This window comes from Pseudomonas sp. WT-JTC (assembly GCF_056711565.1).
Genome location: NZ_CM160042.1, coordinates 1,668,928 through 1,687,540, shown reverse-complemented (window position 1 = coordinate 1,687,540; position 18,613 = coordinate 1,668,928). Strand labels below are relative to the sequence as shown.

Annotated in this window: 14 protein-coding genes; all 14 read right to left on the bottom strand. The window is 61.7% G+C overall.

From position 1 onward, the window contains the following. Positions 1–176: 176 nt before the first annotated feature. On the bottom strand, positions 177–1,229 hold the full coding sequence (pseI, locus tag AC06G5_RS07550) for a pseudaminic acid synthase (protein ID WP_480459211.1): 1,053 nt from the start codon (positions 1,227–1,229) through the stop codon (positions 177–179). Next, entirely contained in the window at positions 1,222–2,727 is a 1,506-nt protein-coding gene (gene pseG, locus AC06G5_RS07545) for a UDP-2,4-diacetamido-2,4,6-trideoxy-beta-L-altropyranose hydrolase (RefSeq protein ID WP_480459210.1), read from the bottom strand. Before pseG ends, pseI begins: the two co-directional genes overlap by 8 nt. Continuing rightward, on the bottom strand, positions 2,724–3,431 hold the full coding sequence (gene pseF / locus AC06G5_RS07540) for a pseudaminic acid cytidylyltransferase (protein WP_413425124.1): 708 nt from the start codon (positions 3,429–3,431) through the stop codon (positions 2,724–2,726). The genes pseG and pseF overlap by 4 nt, the downstream gene beginning before the upstream one ends. Further along, positions 3,428–4,048, bottom strand: a complete 621-nt coding sequence (locus AC06G5_RS07535) for a pseudaminic acid biosynthesis-associated methylase (RefSeq protein WP_111280481.1) — start codon at positions 4,046–4,048, stop codon at positions 3,428–3,430. The genes pseF and AC06G5_RS07535 overlap by 4 nt, the downstream gene beginning before the upstream one ends. Continuing rightward, positions 4,048–5,238, bottom strand: coding sequence for a UDP-4-amino-4,6-dideoxy-N-acetyl-beta-L-altrosamine transaminase (gene pseC / locus AC06G5_RS07530; protein ID WP_413425121.1), 1,191 nt, complete (start codon positions 5,236–5,238; stop codon positions 4,048–4,050). The genes AC06G5_RS07535 and pseC overlap by 1 nt, the downstream gene beginning before the upstream one ends. A gap of 134 nt (positions 5,239–5,372) precedes the next feature. Next, positions 5,373–8,297 (bottom strand): TIGR00180 family glycosyltransferase, encoded by a 2,925-nt coding sequence (locus AC06G5_RS07525; RefSeq protein ID WP_413425119.1) that lies wholly within the window; start codon positions 8,295–8,297, stop codon positions 5,373–5,375. A 52-nt stretch (positions 8,298–8,349) separates the two neighbouring features. Then, entirely contained in the window at positions 8,350–9,078 is a 729-nt protein-coding gene (locus AC06G5_RS07520; protein WP_015096269.1) for a cephalosporin hydroxylase family protein, read from the bottom strand. Between the two features lie 30 nt (positions 9,079–9,108). Next, positions 9,109–9,774: a NeuD/PglB/VioB family sugar acetyltransferase gene (locus tag AC06G5_RS07515; RefSeq protein ID WP_413425117.1), complete on the bottom strand. Its 666-nt coding sequence runs from the start codon at positions 9,772–9,774 to the stop codon at positions 9,109–9,111. After that, positions 9,771–10,892, bottom strand: a complete 1,122-nt coding sequence (locus AC06G5_RS07510; RefSeq protein WP_413425115.1) for a DegT/DnrJ/EryC1/StrS family aminotransferase — start codon at positions 10,890–10,892, stop codon at positions 9,771–9,773. The genes AC06G5_RS07515 and AC06G5_RS07510 overlap by 4 nt, the downstream gene beginning before the upstream one ends. Beyond that, a complete protein-coding gene (locus AC06G5_RS07505) occupies positions 10,889–12,115 on the bottom strand; it encodes a methyltransferase domain-containing protein (RefSeq protein WP_413425113.1) in 1,227 nt (408 codons plus the stop codon). Before AC06G5_RS07505 ends, AC06G5_RS07510 begins: the two co-directional genes overlap by 4 nt. After that, positions 12,112–12,672 carry a dTDP-4-dehydrorhamnose 3,5-epimerase family protein gene (locus tag AC06G5_RS07500; protein ID WP_413425111.1) on the bottom strand — a complete coding sequence of 187 codons (561 nt, stop codon included), beginning with the start codon at positions 12,670–12,672 and terminating at the stop codon, positions 12,112–12,114. The genes AC06G5_RS07505 and AC06G5_RS07500 overlap by 4 nt, the downstream gene beginning before the upstream one ends. Continuing rightward, the gene (rfbG, locus tag AC06G5_RS07495) at positions 12,669–13,751 is read right to left on the bottom strand and encodes a CDP-glucose 4,6-dehydratase (protein ID WP_480459209.1); all 1,083 of its coding nucleotides are present in this window, start codon (positions 13,749–13,751) and stop codon (positions 12,669–12,671) included. Before rfbG ends, AC06G5_RS07500 begins: the two co-directional genes overlap by 4 nt. Continuing rightward, entirely contained in the window at positions 13,733–14,506 is a 774-nt protein-coding gene (rfbF, locus tag AC06G5_RS07490) for a glucose-1-phosphate cytidylyltransferase (protein WP_413425107.1), read from the bottom strand. The genes rfbG and rfbF overlap by 19 nt, the downstream gene beginning before the upstream one ends. A 442-nt stretch (positions 14,507–14,948) precedes the next feature. Next, positions 14,949–18,542, bottom strand: coding sequence for a glycosyltransferase (locus AC06G5_RS07485; protein ID WP_413705444.1), 3,594 nt, complete (start codon positions 18,540–18,542; stop codon positions 14,949–14,951). Positions 18,543–18,613: the final 71 nt, after the last annotated feature.

The window sequence follows — 18,613 nt, the reverse complement described above, 5'->3', positions numbered from 1 at the left end:
AGGGGCGCCGACAAACCTGGATTACCGTCACCCCAGGGCGACGGCAGGGAAGCGTCAAGGACTATCACTGAACCCGATAAAGGGTCAGGCGCCATCTTCCCGGTCAATACAATACAGTGAAGATGCCCGTTATGACTCGCAGGTCACGCATTTTGCCGAATCAGCGCCGCTTGGGGTTATTCGACCAACGACCAGTCCAGCGCTGTTCCACGCTTGATGGCCTGACGGGCACGGCGTCCCAGGAGGCTTTGCGCATGCTTGGGCGCCAGCCCGAGTCCCGGACGGATGGTTCTCAGATTCGTCGCATCGAAGGGCTCTCCGGCCTCCATGTCCTGGGCGACATACAGCGACCGACGGTACACCAGGGATTGCCGTTCGGCCTCGGTGACGCCGTAATGCACTTGCCCCATGGCTTGCCAGGCGCGTTCGGTTTCAATCACCAGGCTGGCCAGTTCAGAGGGCTCCAGCGAGAAACTGGCGTCGACACCACCGGCCGCACGGTCGAGGGTGAAATGCTTTTCCATCACCGTTGCCCCCAGTGCCACCGCCGCCACGGACACACCGACGCCCATGGAGTGATCGGACAGCCCCACCTGGCAATCAAACAACTCGCGCAGATGAGGAATCGTCCTCAGGTTGCTGTTCGCCGGTGATGCCGGATAGGTGCTGGTGCATTTGAGCAGCACCAGGTCCTTGCACCCGGCCTCGCGGGCGGCGCGCACGGTTTCATCGAGTTCGGCGATGCTGGCCATGCCGGTGGAAATGATCAGCGGCTTGCCCGTCGCGGCGACCCGGCGTATCAGCGGCAGGTCGGTGTTTTCGAAACTGGCGATCTTGTAGGCAGGCACGTCGTGGCTTTCGAGGAAATCCACGGCGCTCTCATCGAAGGGCGTGGAGAATGCCAGCAGGCCCAATTCCCTGGCGCGAGCGAAAATCGGTGCGTGCCATTCCCAGGGCGTGTGGGCCTTTTCATACAAGGCGTACAGCGAAGTACCGGCCCACGGGCTTTTGGGGTCCTTGATGAAGAACTCGCCTTCGGCCAGGTCCAGGGTCATGGTGTCCGCGGTGTACGTCTGCAGCTTCAGCGCATGGGCACCGGCCCTGGCCGCGGCCTCGACGATTTGCAGCGCCATGTCCAGGGACTGGTTATGGTTGCCGCTCATCTCGGCAATGATGAATGGCGGCGCATCGGCACCGATCAGGCGCTCGCCGATCTTGAAGCTAGTCATCTGCGTGATCCTTCAATACGCGCGTGAACGCGCAGGCATTCTGGGTAAAACCGGCTTCGCGAAAGACGTTCAGCGACGGCTGGTTAGCGGGCAACACCTGGGCGGTGAGCGACTCCAGTTCTGGCCAACGGGCCATCACGAAGGCTTCTCCACGGGCCAGCAGCGCCCTGCCCCAGCCCAGGCCGAACCGGCCTTCGAACAGATAAATCGACACTTCGGCGCTAAAGCCGCGCACGTCATAACGCAACACACCGACCGGACCGTCATCAGCCTCGGCAATCAACAACAGCCGCCGGGGATTGCTCAGGCTCGCGATAAGCCAGTTCTGATGCGCAGGCCATTCGATCACGCCGGTCTCCAGCGACCAGCGGCGCACCGCCAGGGTGTTGCGCCCGTCGAACAACAACTGCGCATCCTCCAGGGTCGCCGGGCGCATCTTCAGCACCGCGCCGGCCAGCGCCGCCGCCACCCGCTGCGCACCCCGGCCATCGACAAGCTGTCGCGACCGCTGTGCCAGGCTCTGGCGCAAACCCTGGTTACCCGCGACAAAGCCGATGGCCAGGCGCAGTTGCTCGACACTGACGTGCTCGCGAGCCCCCATGAACACATGGGCGCCCGCCGCCGCCATTACCTCGCCATTGGCCTGCTGGTTGTTCGACACGGCAATGCAAATCGTCGGCAGCCCCATGGCCGCCCGCTCCCAACTGGTGCCGCCACCCGCCCCGACAAACAGGTCGGCTTCGGTCATCAATCGATAAAAGTCGCTGACAAAACTGTGCAGGCGCCAGTGCGGCCGACTCGCCGCCAACGCCTGCATCTGTGCCCAGGCCGGATTACCCGCACCGGCGACAAAATCGACTTCCAGTTCAGCAAAGTCCGCCAGCGCCAGCATTGCATGATGGGTCTGCATGGCAGCGTCGAACCCGCCGAAATTCACCAGCACGCGCCGGGCCCGGGGCTTGATTTCGATGGCCGGGCAATGGAACTCGTCGCGCAACATGGCAAACCGGGGGCCGAACAATGTCCGGCAGCCTGGCGCCAGCAACGACGCATAAGCCTCTGGAGTCCCCGAAAGATTCTGGTTCAGCAGCAAATCGGCGCTGTAGGTCCGCGTGGCGAGGTCATCCACCACGGCGATCCGTGGCGCCCAGCGCCGCGCGGCCGTCTGCCAGTGATGATCGAGGCCGTAGTGGTCGACAATGATCCAGTCAAACGCCGGCTGGTGTTCCAGCAACGGCCCGAGCGCGGCAATGTCTGCCTGCCATGGCAACATGGATTCGATGGCTTGCTGCGGGTCTTCATCACTGTAGCGTTCGGGCAGTTCGAAGGTTTCGAAACCTTCGGCCCGCAATGCCTGCAGTCGATGTCCCGGTAACAGGCGACAGGCGAACGCCACATGACTGCCCTGCCGGCGCAATACGCGGGCCAGGCACAGGCAGCGCGCGATGTGGCCGCTGCCGATGGTTGGCGAAGCGTCAGAGCGAATCAGTACTCTCATTGCAGTTCACCTCCGGCTTTCAGCGCGGCATACAGGTACTCCGCGCGTTTCCAGTCCTGCGGTGTGTCGATGTCCTGCACCAGATGACGTGGCAGGATGACCGGCAGGCTGTACGGAGAATAAAGCACCTCGCCACGCAACCAGGCATCGCTGCGGCCCCAGTAGAACTGCCCGGCGTCCTGATAGGCGATCGACAGATCCTGGGAGCGGGTATCACGATACTGCGGATACAGTGCCGTCAATGCGCCCTGATCATCAAGGGTCAGGGCTCGCTGAACCGGGAAACCAAAGTCGCACACCGAGAATGCGAAAGACTTGTCGGGATGCTGCTCCAGCAGGCTCAACCCCTGGACAAGAAATCGCGATTGCAACAACGGCGCGGTCGCGTAAATGCAGCAGGCGCGGGCAAACTCGTCGCCTTGTTCGCGCAAGGCTTGCAGGGCATGGGCGATCACCGCTGCGGTACCCGTGAAGTCGTCGGCCAGTGCCGCCGGGCGCATGAAGGGCACCTGAGCACCGCACTCCCGCGCCAGCCCGGCGATTTCCTCGTCGTCGGTACTGACCACCACCCGGGAAAACAGCCCGGACTCGAGGGCGACCTGAATCGAGCGGGCAATCATCGGCACACCGGCGAACGGCTTGAGGTTCTTGCGGGGTATGCGTTTGCTGCCACCCCGGGCCGGGATGATGGCGACGTTGTTCAACGGCGTTTTTCCAGGACAAACCAGGTGATGTCATCCACCGGGAATTGCGGATCGCGGTGGTAGCCAAAACCGTAATCGAGCAGTTGCAGGTCGTCATATCGATCAAGCATTTCACCGGCGAAGTCGCGTTTGAACAACTTGCCGCTGTTGCCGCGATACGGGACCTCGACCGGCGCCGGGTTGTAGTACTCGGCGATCAGTATGTAGCGCTGGCTCAGCTCATACAGTTGCGCGTAAGCGGCCGGCAACAACTCCGGTGCCAGATGAATCAGCACGCCTTTGCTCAGCGTCAGGTCGAAGGTGCGCTCGCGAGGAAAATCGAACAGCGAACCCTGCCAGATGTGTGCAATACCCAACGCCTGGGCAGCGGCACAGGCACTGGCATTGATTTCCACGCCGAACAACTCGCAACGGGGCAACAGCTGACGCAGTGCCTGCAGGTTGTTGCCGGCATTGGTGCCCAGTTCCACCAGGCTGTCGATACGCCCGACCCGCGTCAACGCCTTGGCAAACAACGCCAGGTTCGCGGCCACCAGCGGCTGTCCGACATTGCGATCAACGTACTGGTTGCCGAATTCGCCCTGCCAGAAAGTTTCCTGCTCGGTCAGTTCACGCATCACACATTTCCCACACGCCGCAATGGCTGGATTATTTCGATCAACTGCCGCATCTGCTCGACCACATAGTCCTGTTCCTCATCACTGAGCAACGGGTACAACGGCAGGCTGATGGCTTCGGCGTAGTAACGTTCGGCCTGCGGAAAATCACCTTCGGCAAACCCGAGATCACGATAGTAAGGCTGCAAATGCACGGGAATGTAATGCAGGTTCACCCCGATCCCGGCAGCTCGCAATCCCTCGAACACCTCACGATGAGTGAGACTGATCTGATCGAGTTGCAGGCGCACCACGTACAGATGCCATGACGACTCGGCCTCAGGCTGCGCACCGGGCAGGGTCAGCGGCAGATACGCCAGCAAGCGCTCATAACGCGCCGCCAGTTCACGCCGACGCTCGATGAACTCATCCAGTTTGTTCAACTGCGACAAACCAAGGGCCGCTTGCAGGTCGGTGATGCGGTAATTGAAACCCAGCTCCACCTGCTCATAGTACCAGGGGCCGTGGCTGGATCCGGTCATCTGCTGCGGATCCCGGGTCATGCCGTGGCTGCGCAAGCGCTGCAAACGCTCGGCGAGCTCCGGGCTGTTGGTCATCACCATGCCACCCTCGGCACTGGTGATGATCTTCACCGGATGAAAACTGAACACGGTCATCGCGGCAAACTCGCCGCAACCCACCGGGCGCCCGGCGTAGGACGCACCGGCGGCATGGGCCGCGTCTTCGATCACGGTAATACCGTATCGCCTGGCCAGCATGGCAATCCTGCGCATGTCGCAGCTCTGCCCCGAGAACGCCACGGCCACGAGCACTTTCGGCAGCCTGCCTTCACGCTCGGCGCGCTCCAGCTTGACGGCCAACGCAGCGGCGTCGAGGTTCCAGGTCAGCGGGTCGATATCGACAAAATCCACCTCGGCACCGCAATAGCGACCACAGTTTGCCGAGGCGAGAAAGGTGTTCGGCGTCGTCCACAGCCAGTCGCCCGGGCCGAGCCCCGCCGCCAGGCAAGCGATGTGCAGGGCCGCCGTGGCATTGCACACCGCCACGGCAAAGTCTGCCTCGCAGCGTTCGGCCATCGCTCGCTCAAAGCGCTCGATGGTCGGTCCCTGGGTCAGCCAGTCAGACTGCAATACACCGACCACGGCGTCGATGTCCGCCTGATCAAGGCTTTGCCGAGCGTATGGAATCATGCTGGTAACCAGGCATGGGCGCGCTTGTCCGGCAAGCGACGGACGAAATGACGCCCGAACGAAGCGGTGCCGCCTGAGATGAAAATCGATTTTCCGTTGAACATGCCTTGAATCCTTATACCTGTTCGCCGGGCCTACCCGAGCAACTGCGCCCAGTTCACCGAAGCACTTTCGCCCAGGGCAAAACCTTTGCCGCTCAAGGCCAGATTGGCGTTATAGGCCTGATCCTGCGCAAAGGCTGGCGCCCACTTGTCACGCAGCGCATCGAGGGCCTGCGGCACCTGTGGCACTTCACCCGAATGAATGACCTGCACCAGCGGCGTCCACACGGTGAGGTAACCGGCCTGACCGGCCCTGAGGCACAGATCGACATCGCTCAAGCCATCGGCGAAGGTCACGCTGTCCAGACCGTCCAGGTCGTCGAACAACGCTTTGCGCACCATCAGGCACACCTTCGATACCGCCGAGTAGTTCTGCTCCAGCGCCAACCGGTGCAGGTAACCTTCGGCGTCGCGTTTTTCACCGACAAAGGCTGACCCCACACCACCGTTCATGCCCAGAATCAGGCCGGCCTGGGTAACCTTGCCGTCGCGGTCGATCAACTTGGGACCGACCACACCGACTTCCGGACGCTGGGCGTGATTGAGCAACGACTCAAGCCAGTTCGGGTTGACCACTTCACTGTCGGCAGCCAACAGCACCAGATACTCGCCCTGCGCCTGCAGGCTGGCCGCGTTGTACAACGCCGCGTCGCTCAGGGTCTGCTCGGCACGCAGCACGCTGACTTTCGGATGCTGGTAGGTGCCCAGCCAATCGTTGACCTCGGCCGACTGATTCGGGTTGAGCGCGATCAGCACTTCGTACTGGATGTAGCGGGTACGCAGCAACACGGCTTGCAGGCACTGTTGCAGGGCCGAAAGATTATCCCCGGCCGGCACGATGATCGACACCAGCGGGCGTTCGGTGTGGCGGTAATCGATCTGCCAGGTACCTGGCACCGTCGAAGTGATCTTGGCCTTGTAGCCACGATTGCCCAGGTGGCGCAACAACGCCAGGCGCTCATCGGCGTTTTCTTCCAGTACCGGCGCCCTGGCAATCACCAGCGGCTCGTCCAGGTGGGCCAGTCCGTTGAGGCCACCCTGCTCGATGATGCGCAGCAGCAAGTCGAATTCCAGGGCCTTGCTGAAGTCAGGCTGGTAACCGCCGACTTCAATGAACACTTCCCGACGGATCAGCCAGTGACGCGCCATCAGGGCCGGCAGGCTTTGCAGCAAATCAAGATTGAAGCCCGGACGGAACACGTCCACCAGTGCGCCTTCCGGGGTGCGCTGGATTTCGTCGGTAGCAACGGCGCGGCAATCCGCAGCAGACAGCAGCTCGAGGCTGGCGCGCAACAGGCCACCGGCGGTGAATTCGTCACCGGCTTCAGCCAGCAGCAACCAATCGCAGGTCGACTGACGAGCACTCTGGTTCAGTTTATCGACATAGTTGCTTTGCGTGACCCGGACAAAGTGCAGGGTGTTCTGCGCCGTGGTCGCCGCCGGTGCTTCACCGGTGGTGAAGACCACAATCCTGAACGCCTTGCTGTGACCTTCGAGCAGGCTGTCGAGAGAGACTTGCAGCTTGTCGATATCGTTATCCAGGTCCAGCAGGAAGATCCCGAACTGTGGGCCACCGTCATTGGCCGCCAGGTGCCGGGCGATCGACTCAGCCTCATGTGCATCGGGCTGACGCGGTGCAAGCCACTTGAGCAAACGACCGGACAGCATCTTGTCGAACGTCGCGCCATTGCCCTCGACCGACACCGCCTCCAGACGTGCAGCCCAGTCACGCAGGGGCTGCGCCTCTTCGTCTTCGCCCAGCAGCTCCAGCTGTGCCGCCAGGCGCTTGACCACCACGCGGTTGAACACGTTGCTGTCGTGGGCTTGCCACAAACGGTCGACCACACTTTCCGGCGTGTCATTGTTATGCGCCAGCATCAGGCTCTGTTGACGGGTCCAGATACCTTCCAGGCCTTGCAACTGAACGCGACCGGCCGGCATGGCGTGCAACAGGAACTCGAACTGGGTCAACTCATCGAAAAATGCCTGGTTGTAGAACGGCATCTCGACGTATTGCTTGGGGCCGAAACGGCGCACAGGGCCTTTCTCGACGCTCGTCCAGGCGGACTCGATAATCAGTTCGGTGGTCAGTGCGCGACCGGTGCGCAAGCTGTCGGCCAAGGCTTCAAAGCTTTGCAGCGCGAACTGCTTGCCTTGCTCCGGGTCCTCGCCTTGAACTTGAGTCGGCAGCCCGAAGAGGAAGGCGGCAAAGGTTTCACGCTCGGCGACCGTCCTGGCATCGGTATGAGCCAGCGTGTGGAAGATCTCGGTGTTGTGATCCGAATACCCGTAGTTCATCTCACGCACGACATACGGGATTGGCAGAATCCGCGCCTTGCCCCGCGCCAGCATGTAATAGGTGTGACCGATTTCCTGCCATTGGAAGGACGTATCCTGAGGCATGACCTGATACCAGTCACGTACCAGGTCGGTGCGCTGTACGGCATAGAAAGGCGGGAGGTACTGGTGCATGTAGTCGAGCACACGCTCCTCGGCGTGCTCGGAGCAATAGTCTTCGCAGACCTTCTTGTCACGCCGGAAGTAGCTGACGCTGTTGGGTTGCGACAGGTACATCATGCTGTAACCGTGGCACAGGCCGTAATCGGGATTGTCCTGCATGAATGCCACGGCTGCGCGCAGGGCGTCGTGCACATGGAAGTCATCGTCGGCGGCGAACACCATGAACGGTGTGGTCACTTGTTCCACGCCATGAGCCAGCTTGGCGCGAACCCCCCAGTAGCCAAACTGCGGGACATGCTGGTAATCCACATTCTCGTACTGCCCGGCCAGGCCCGGCTGACCTTCAGTCGAAGAATCCAGCACCAGAATCCTGCAAGGCAAGCCGCTGTAGAAACGTGCTGCCCGACGTAAAAATGCCGGCCGCTCGTGAGACATCAGCACCACGGTCAACTGTTCGTTGAGTGCCAACCCGTGTTCAGAATTAGTCTTGCCTTGCATACATTTCCCCACAACGGCGAATCGCCGAAAAAACCCAACGATGTCTTGTCGATTACCGCACGCGGCGCAGATAGCCGTCCGGCGCGACGGTGATCAGCAGCTTGCTGTGAATGGCCTGGTCAATTTCAAAATCACGGTTTTCTTCCAGGTAAGCCCATACCGCGGTCTTCGGGTTGTCGCCCTTGCCCCACGGGCGGTCCGGGAAGGCATCTTCCGGCATGTCTTCAACCACGGTATCCATCACCACGCAGTAGCTGCCCACCGAGGTCATCGGAGCATAGGCCCGCAGCTCTTCCAGCACGTGTTCGTGGGTGTGGTTGGAGTCCAGGACCACCAGCACTTTCTTGCCTTCGACGCGCTGGCGGACCTGATCGACGATTGCAGGATCGATGCTCGAACCCTGGATCATCTGGATCCGCTTGCTCATCGGGTGCGCTTCGATTGCCTCACGGTTGTGCTGGCGGATATCGATGTCGACGCCCAGCACTTCGCCATGGCCGATCAGTTCCAGCATCGAGGCGTAAAACACCAGCGAGCCGCCGTGGGCGATGCCGGTCTCGACGATGATGTCCGGCCGCAGTGCCCAGATGATCTCCTGCATGGCGACCATGTCCTGGGGGAACTGAATGATCGGGCGGCCCATCCAGCTGAAGTTGTAGGTGTACTTGTGCCTGGCGGTCGTGCCAACCCAGTCCAGCGACGTGGCTTGCAACGCTTTGTCCTGTTGCAGGCCTTCGATGTTCTCTTTTACTTCTTCACGAAACTGCTCATGAGGATTCATTACAGACTCTCCGGAAATTGGTCGCGGGGGTTACTTGAAAACCCGACCGTCTTGAAAGGAAGCAGGATTGGTCTTGATGGTCCTGGCGGGACTTCCCACCACAACCGCATAGTCTGGAACGTCCCTGGTTACCACGGCGCCCGCACCGATGGTGACCCAACGGCCGATGCGCAATCGCGGCAGGATCGTGGCGTTGGTGCCGATGAAGGTGCCGTCCCCGATCTCGACACAACCGGCAATGCAGACACCCGGCGCCATGAACACGGAATGACCGATCTGCCCCTCATGCCCCACCACGCTGCCAGCGCTGATACTGGTGTTATCGCCCAGGCTGACTTGCGCCTGCATGATCACACCCTCTTGCAGATACGTGCCGACGCCCATCGTGATCATCGTCAGATCGATGCCCGGGTGGATGAAGTTGCCCAGGGTGCCACCGGCCTCGACGATCTCGCAGGTGGTCCGGTAACGCAGCGCCGTGGAGCCGGTGATCAAATTGACAAAGCGTGTGTCGGGCCCTTTCAGCTCGGGCACCTTGTCGGTGCCACCTACCACCGGCACGCCATAAAACAGCGTGCCTTGCTTCGCCGGATCGTTATCGAGAAAGGCGAACTGCACGTCCGGCTGGCTGCGTTGCAGGGTGAGGATCATCCGGACCGCTTCAGGATTGGCCGCCCCCAGCAGGTAAACCTTCATAGCCGGGTCCTTTTGAGTACCAGCGCGCGCAGCACCTCGATGACCCGGCGCTGATCGTCATCGGTCATGTCGTGGTAGCTCGGCAGATTGATCGCGCGCTCCGGCAGCGAATGCGCCACGGGCGAGTCGGCCGTCAGTTCGCTGAACATCGGCAAGGACGACAGCGGCCAGAAGAACACCCGCGCATCGATATCGGCGGCCTGGAAAGCGGCGATCAACATGTCCCGGGTAATCCCCAGTTCGCGGTCAAAGACGACGGTGGGCATCCAGTAACCGTTACGCGAATGGTCCGGCTCGGGGTTCATGGACAGGCCCGGCAAGGAAGCCAGGGCATCGGCATAGTGAGCGAAGATCGCTCGCTTGCGCTGGATGAGCTCATCGATCCGCTCAACCTGCGCGCAACCGACGGCGGCTTGCAGGTTGCTCATCTTGTATTTGAAACCGAGGAAATCCGGCCAGAACTGTTTGCTGCTGCCCGCCACCCGACCATGGTTGGACAGGGTCAGTACACGGTCATACAGGGCCTTGTCCGACGTCACGAAGATGCCGCCTTCACCGGTGGTCATGGTCTTGGTGCCGTGAAAGGAAAACGCGCCGAACGCGCCCAGCGAACCGGCCGCTTGACCGCGCCACTGCGAGCCAATTGCCTCGGCAGCGTCTTCGATGACCGGCAGGCCAAACTCGCGACCGATGGCCAGCAACGCATCCATGTCGCAGAGATTGCCGTAGAGGTGCACCGCCAGAATCGCTTTGGTCCTTGGGGTAATCGCCCGTCGAACCTGCTGTGGGTCAAGGCACCAACTGTCTGCCAGCACGTCGACGAACACTGGCGTCGCACCCAGATAGGTGATGGGCGCGGCCGAAGCGATCCAGTTGGTATCGGCGAGGATCACCTCATCGCCGACACCGATGCCCAGCGCCGCCATCCCCATATGCAGCGCGCCGGTGCAACTGGACGTTGCAATCGCGTACGTCGCTCCCACGTGCCCGGCAAAGGACTTTTCGAACCGCGTCAGGTACTCGTAGCAGCGCTCTCCCCAACCATGGCGCACGGCATCGAGTACATAGTCAGCTTCCAGCTCACCGACACTGGGTTTGGTGTAATGAATTCGGCTCATCGAATGATCAACTCGGGAATGGCAATGACAAAACGACCGTCCCATGCACGAATGCCGGCAAAGGCCTGGGTGATCTCATCCAGCAGGTTCCACGGCAGCACCAGCACGTAGTCCGGTTTTTCGATGTCGATCTGTGCTGGCGACACGATCGGAATGCGGCTACCGGGCAGGTATTTGCCTTGCTTGTGCGGGTTGGCATCGGCGACCCAGGCCAGCAGGTCCGCTTTGACACCGGCGTAGTTGAGCAAGGTGTTGCCCTTGGCCGCGGCGCCATAACCGACCACGCGCTTGCCGTCGGCCTTGGCCTGCAACAGGAAGCGCAGCAGGTCATGCTTGATGCGCTCGGCGGCGGGCGCCAGGGTCGCGTAGTACTCAGGGGTTTTCACACCGGCAGCAAGTTCGGCCTGTAGCTGTTGCTGAACCGCCGGCTGCATTTCGCGACGCTCGCCGTCCAGTCGCTGCACGAACACCCGCAGCGAACCACCATGGGTCGAGAGTTGGCTGACGTCGAACACTTGCAGGCCATTGCGCTCGCACAACGTCTGCACAGCAGTCAGCGACAGGTAGGAATAGTGTTCGTGGTACAGCGTGTCGAACTGCTGGCCGGCCATCAGGGTCAGCAACTGCGGGAACTCGAAAGTCGCCACGCCCGTCGGTTTGAGCAACGTCGCGAAACCGCCAAGGAAATCGTTGATATCCGGGACGTGGGCCAACACGTTGTTGGCGGCCATCAGGTCGGCGCCCCAGCCTTCGCTTTTCAACTGCGCGGCGGTATCGCGACCGAAAAACAGCTCACGAATCTCCAGGCCCTTTTCCCGCGCCGCTTGCGCGGTGCTGCGAGTCGGCTCGACGCCCAGGCAAGGGATGCCGCGCCTGGCCACGTACTGCAGCAGGTAACCGTCGTTGGCCGCGACTTCCACCACGCGACTGTCGGCAGTCAGGCCGAAGCGCTCCACCATCTCGGCCACATAACGCTCGGCATGGGCCAGCCAGGTGCTGGAGAACGAACTGAAATAGGCGTACTCGGCATCGAACAGGCTGTCGGCGCTGGTGTAATCCTCGGTTTGCACCAGCCAGCATTGCTGGCACACGGCAACCTTCAACGGCACCCATTGTTCGACCTGCTCCAGCTGGTCGACACGCACGTAGGCGTTGGACGGCGGCGAGGTGCCCAGGTCGATCAGCGGCAGGGTCAGCGCAGCGGCGCAACCACGGCAGTTCATAGACGCACTCCGGCGAAGTGTTCATCGAGCGCTGGATGGCTGGCATCGCGCACCGACAGATTATTGACAGGCAGCGGCCAGGCAATCGCCAGCCGAGGATCGAGCACCGACAACCCGCCCTCGTGTTCCGGCATGTAGTCGTTGCTGTGCAGGTAAAGCAGCTCGGCGTCGGCACTCAGGGTCTGGAAGCCATGGGCGAACCCGGCCGGAATCAACAGGCTGCGGCCATCGCCGGCACGCAGGTGTTCGGCGTGCCAGTGCAGGAAGGTCTCGGAGTCGGGACGCAAATCCACCGCGACATCCCAGACTTCACCCCGCAGGCAAGTGATCAATTTGGCTTCCGGCGCACAGGCATTCTGGTAATGCAGGCCACGCACGCTACCGCGTTCGCGGGTGCAGGAGTGATTGATCTGGTGGATATGAAACGCCTGGCCAAACGCACTGAGGCTGCCTTCGCAAAATAACCGGGAAAAGTGTCCGCGCTGGTCCTCGAAGCGTTTGTGCTGCACGCTGAACAAACCGTTCAACGGCAACGCCTTCAACAAAAATTCACTCACAGTGCGCCTCGGTACAGGTTCAATTGCGCCAGGCTGATGGCGCGCATGTCATCGCCGTTCTGCCACGCCAGATGCCAATCCAGGGTCTGGGTCAGGCACTGCTGCAACGACCAGCGCGGTTGCCAGCCGAGCAATTGACGGGCGCGGCTGCTGTCCAGGCGCAACAGGCCGGCCTCATGCATATCGCTCGGTTCGATGCGCAGCCCGCGTGCCTGCGGCCAGCGGCTGGCGAGCAGTTCGACCACTTCACCGACGCTGCACATGTCCGCTTCACCGGGACCGAAATTCCACGCCCCGGCGAATTCCGGGCCTTGCTCAAACAGGCCGGCAGCCAGTTGCAGATAGCCGGCCAGCGGTTCCAGCGCGTGTTGCCATGGGCGCACCGCCTGCGGATAGCGCAAGGTCACGGGCTCATCCGCCGACCACGCCCGCAGCACGTCGGGAATCAACCGCTCCGGGGCGAAATCGCCGCCTCCGAGCACGTTGCCGGCGCGCGCCGTGGCCAACGCCAGACCGTGCTCGGCGTGCTTTTCAGGCGCAAAGAACGAGGCGACATAGGATTGCGCGAGCAATTCGCAACAAGCCTTGCTGCTGCTGTAGGGATCGTGACCGCCCAACGCTTCGTTTTCGCGGTATGGCCACAGCCATTCCTGATTGGCGTAGACCTTGTCGGTGGTGACCAGCACGCAGGCGCGCACGCCACCCACCTGACGGATCGCTTCGAGCAGATTGAGGGTGCCCATGACGTTGCTGGAATAGGTGCCCAACGGGTCGCGGTAACCTTCGCGCACCAGCGGCTGGGCCGCCAGGTGCAGGACGATTTCCGGCTGGGTCTCGGCAATCAGTTCCAGCAAGGCCCCCAGGTCACGCAGGTCACCGCGCTGATCATTGATGCCTTCGTGAACGCGGGCCAGTTCGAACAGGCTCGGCTCGGTGGACGGATCAAGGGAAAACCCGCTGACCTCGGCGCCCAGGCTTTGCAGCCACAACGTCAGCCAGCTGCCCTTGAACCCTGTGTGCCCGGTGACCAGCACCCGCTTGCCGCGCCAGAATTGCGTGCTCAGTCCCATTGTTTCCATGGGGCCTCCCCGCTCTGCCACAACGCCTCGAGGTGGTTCTTGTCACGCAGGGTGTCCATCGGCTGCCAGAAACCGTCGTGCTGGAACGCCATGAGTTCGCCGCGCTCGGCCAGGCCATCCAGCGGGCCGGACTCCCACGAGGTGTCGTCGCCTTCGATCAACGGCAGGACCTTGGGCGAGAGGACGAAGAACCCGCCATTGATCCAGCCACCGTCGCCGCGAGGTTTTTCGGTGAAACCCAGGACCTTGTCGCCATCGCGATTGAGCGCGCCGTAGCGACCGGGTGGTTGTACCGCGGTGACGGTCGCCAGTTTTTCGTGCTTGAGATGGAAATCAACCAACGCACCGATGTTGAGGTCCGACACGCCGTCGCCATAGGTGAAGCAGAACGCCTGTTCGTCTTCGAGGTAGCGGCGGGCACGGCGCAACCGGCCGCCGGTCATGGTCTCTTCGCCGGTGTCGATCAGCGTGACGCGCCATGGCTCGCTGTAGTTCTGGTGAACATCCATGCGGTTGTTGCGCATGTCGAACGTGACATCGGAGGTGTGCAGGAAATAGTTGGCGAAGAAGTCCTTGATCGCATAGCCCTTGTAGCCAAGGCAGATCACGAAATCGTGGATTCCATGAGCGGAGTACTGTTTCATGATGTGCCAGAGAATTGGCTTGCCACCGACCTCGATCATCGGCTTGGGCTTGAGGTGCGACTCCTCGCTGATCCGCGTACCCAGGCCACCCGCCAAAATAACTGCCTTCATCCCTTTCCCTCTCGTTCGTCACAGGGCTCAGCCAAGCTGTATCAAGCTTTTGCGGGCCATCCGGGTTAAACCTGCCGCCGTTCAGGGCACGTCCGGACTCACCGGAAGTGCTCGTTTTATGGCGATATAAGGGGGACTTGCAGGAAACGCGCCAGCTCTTTCAGTTCAGTGCCTGGCGATACGAAGAGAGGTCTGCGGCGTACTGCGCCAGGGTCTTGCGGGCAAATGGCTCCTCAATAAATCCCGGGGGAACACAGACCTGTAGGAGCCAGCTTGCTGGCGAAGGTCGTTAACGATAACGCGTATGGACTGGTTAAACGCGGGGCACTTGAGTCCATCGCCGGCAAGCCGGCTCCTACAAGTATTGCGTTATCTGTGAAGGACCCAAAAAAAGGCAGGCGACTCAACGTCGCCTGCCTGGTCAGGATGGATGCGTGAACTGTCAGTCCGCCAGCCAGCCATTTTCCCAGTAGCGCAAATTGTCGCCGCGCAGCACGTAGTCGCGCAGCACGATCTCGCGCAACTCATCGCCCATGCGATAGCTGGCGTCCGGATCGGCCAGGTGCATGCGGATCGCCTGCAGCCACTCATCCGTGGAGTTGGTCTTGACCCGGGTGCACGGCAGGTAGCCGCGATAGGCCTCGGTGTCGGTGCAGATCACCGGGTAACCGCAAGCGCCATACTCCAGCAGCCGCAGATTGCTCTTGCAATCGTTGAAGATGTGGAACTCCAACGGAGCCAATGCCAGATCCAGGTTCAGGCTGGCCAGCTTGGCCGGGTACACATCCAGCCCGATCACCCCATGAAACTCGTGCATGTACGGGCGCAAATCGTCCGGGCACATGCCGAAGAATACCCAGTCGACTTCATTGGCCAATTCGCGGACCACATCGGCGATGACCGCCAGGTCACCGTGGTGGCTGGTGCCGCCGCCCCAGCCGACCCGAGGCTTCTTCGAGGTGCGGCGCTGGCCGCGCAGGTCGGTCCACAAGTGCGACGCCAACATGTTGGGCACCACGCGAATGTCGTGATGCATGTCCGACAGCGCATTGCCCAGCGGCTCGGTGGAGACCACCACGCGATCGCACATGCCGATGGCGCGCCGGACCAGCTTCTCCATTTCGTCCTTGCCCGGCATGTTGCGGATGTGCGCATTGCGGTGCGGAACGTTGATCACGAAGTCATCCAGCTCATAGATGCGTCGTGCGCTGGAGTATTTTTGCAGGCTCGGGATTTCGTTGATCGGACCTTCGGAATAGCGCCCCTGCAAGATGATCACGTCAGGCGAATGGCGCTCGACTTCGATGATGGTCGGCAGGTTGTAATGAATGCGCCCCTGTGCCCTGCCGGCCGCCTCCAGCTCAATCAACGGTTGCGTGACCCGGTAATGGCCGATGGCGGACGCGTTGACCGGCAACGCGAGAATCTTCGGCAATTGCGCCTTGGAAAACGGGCTCCAACCGGAGCGCAATCCAGGCTCCAGACTGAAGCTTGCCCCGCCCAATCCCTGCAACGCCAGGTTGGTGTTGTAGGCCGGATCACGGGCCACGATCGGCAGCCAGCGTTTGTAGAAAACTTCCTGCTCCCGTTCGCTGCGGACCTGGTCATCTTCATGCACAACCGCCGCCGGTTGCGCGCCCAACGCCAGTTGCGCGTGAGGTGTCCAGACCACCAGATAGCCTTCCTGGCCGACGCGCAAACACAGGTCCACTTCGTTGAGGGACTGTGCCAGGCCCTGCTCATCCAGGCCACCGACCGCTTCGAAGACCGCCTTGCGCACCATCAGGCAATCGCCGCCGACAGCACTGAAATCGTGGGCGACCTGCAAGCGGTACATGTAGCCCGCTGCGTGCAGCATCTCGCCATGGAACGGCACGCCGGCCGGCCCTTGCAACCCGAGAATCAGGCCGGCATGCAGCACGCGGCCATCGGGGTTGAACAACTTGGCCCCCACCACGCCAACTTCCGGACGTTGGGCATGGTTGAGCAATTCACCCAGCCATTCGGCCTGGGTAATCACCGTGTAAGGATTGAGCATCAGGACGTAATCGCCAGCCGCCTGCCGCACGGCGAAATTGCGCACCGCCGCCGCATTGCCTTGCAATTCACTGCGCAACACCCGGATCCGGTCGCTGCCCAGTTGCGCCATGCCGGCGAACCAGTCAAGCGCCTCGACGCTCTCGCTGCCGTTGTCCACCAACAGCAACTCGTATTCGCCGTAGGCCGTTTTCTCCAGCAGGCTCTCGACACAACGTTGCAACGCCAGGGTCTGATCTTTACTGACGATAACGATCGACACCAGCGGCCGCTCGGCATGGTGATAGTCGATCCGATTGAGCAGTTGCGAACTGCCCTGGCGAATGTCGTGGGCGACACCCAGGCGATGCAAGTGCGCCTCAAGCAGCCGCGGATTGGTGTCCACCACTTCCGGCAGCGACAGCCATTTGGTCAGGTCGAACGCCGACTCCAGCAGCACCTCCGAAACGTGTCCGACCACGTGCGTGCCGCTAAGCTCGACCATGCGCCACAACATATCGTGTGGCGCCAGCTCACCGTATGCCGAATCGAATCCGCCCAGCGCCAGGAACTGCTCGCGCTCGAATGCCAGCGCTCGCCCGACGTAGGGATAGCTGCGCATGAGGTCCAGGTTGAAGTCCGGCTTGAATGCAGGCTCGGCCGACTCCCCCTGATGCAGCCCGCCTTCGTCGCTGTACAGGCAGGTCAGCGTGCGCGACAGCGCAATTCGTTCAGCCATGATCAGCAAGGCCGGCGCCACCAGGCGATCACCGGCACGCAACAGATAGAACCAGCCAGCGCCTTCCAGTTGCGGCAACAGGGTGTTGATTTGCTGCTGCCAGTCGTCCTGCAACGGCAAGCGGAACACACGCTCGTCCAGCCCGGCTTGCGTACAGGATGCCGACAGCACCAGTGTCAGTTCAGGGGCGTAATCCTGATCTGCCAGCGATTGCAGGGTGAGCTCCAGCGACGAACGACTGCCATGCTCATCGATGATGACCGGAACGATTTTGGGTCTGCTCGGCCAGGCTTCGAGCGTATCCGCCAGCAGCTCGCGCTGACCGTCGGTGATCGTGCGGCACGCCAGCCACTGGGCATACAGTTGCGCGAAACTGACACTGGCGATGCCGACATGCCAGTCCTGGGTAGTCTGTTTTGTCCCCAGGGTCCGGCTCAGCGGCAATTCCTCCCAAACCCGCGGTGACTCGTCCACTTTGGTCAATGGCACATAACGCACCCAACCCTGCGCCGGCGCAGATTCGCCGCCACGGGCCTTGAGCATCTGCGACAGCCATTGCCGCTCGGTTTCGGCCGCGTCCTTCATCGCCTGCTGGCCGCTCAAACGCTCCGGGTACAGGCGCTCGACCCCGAGCACGTGATTGGACACCGCCAGATTTCCGCGCCGCATCAGGCAGACGTACAAGGCGAAATCGAGGGTCGCGACGAAGCAATGGCCGGGCTGAGTCAGTGCCGGGAACAGTTCGAGCACGTCCGCCCGACGGAACATCGCGTTGCTGAAGCCGCCGAGGATGTTGACCGGGAAGTTTTCGAAGATCGCCAGCAGGTCCTCGCCCTTGAACACCCCGCCCACCGGGGAAAGCGGGGTGTTTTCCAGGCGCGAAGGCAGCGGCATGTCGTCGGCATCCCAGAGCAGCCGCTGGGCCACGACCAGATTGACGTCGGGGCAGTCGATCAGCGCCTGGGCCTGACGCTCGATGCAGGCCGAGAACAACTGGTCATCGTCACAAAGAAACTTGATGTACTCGCCTTGCGCCTGCTCCAGGCAGGCTTGCAAGTTGCCCACCAGCCCCAGGGTTCGCGGATTTCGCACATACCGTACGGCCGCGCCCTGCTCAACCGCCGAAGCCACGATCTCTTCGATCTCATGACCGCGACTGTCATCGCAAACGATGATCTCCAGATTGCCGTAGCTCTGACTCACAGCCGTGTGCAAGGCACGACCGAAGAAGCGCGGATTGAAGGCAGGAATGACCAGGCTGACAAGCGGGAGTGAATTCACGGCGGGCTCACAGGCGGCGCGAGCCCGCCCTGAAAAGCGAGCCCTTTGTTACCGCAAAAAAGACGATAAAT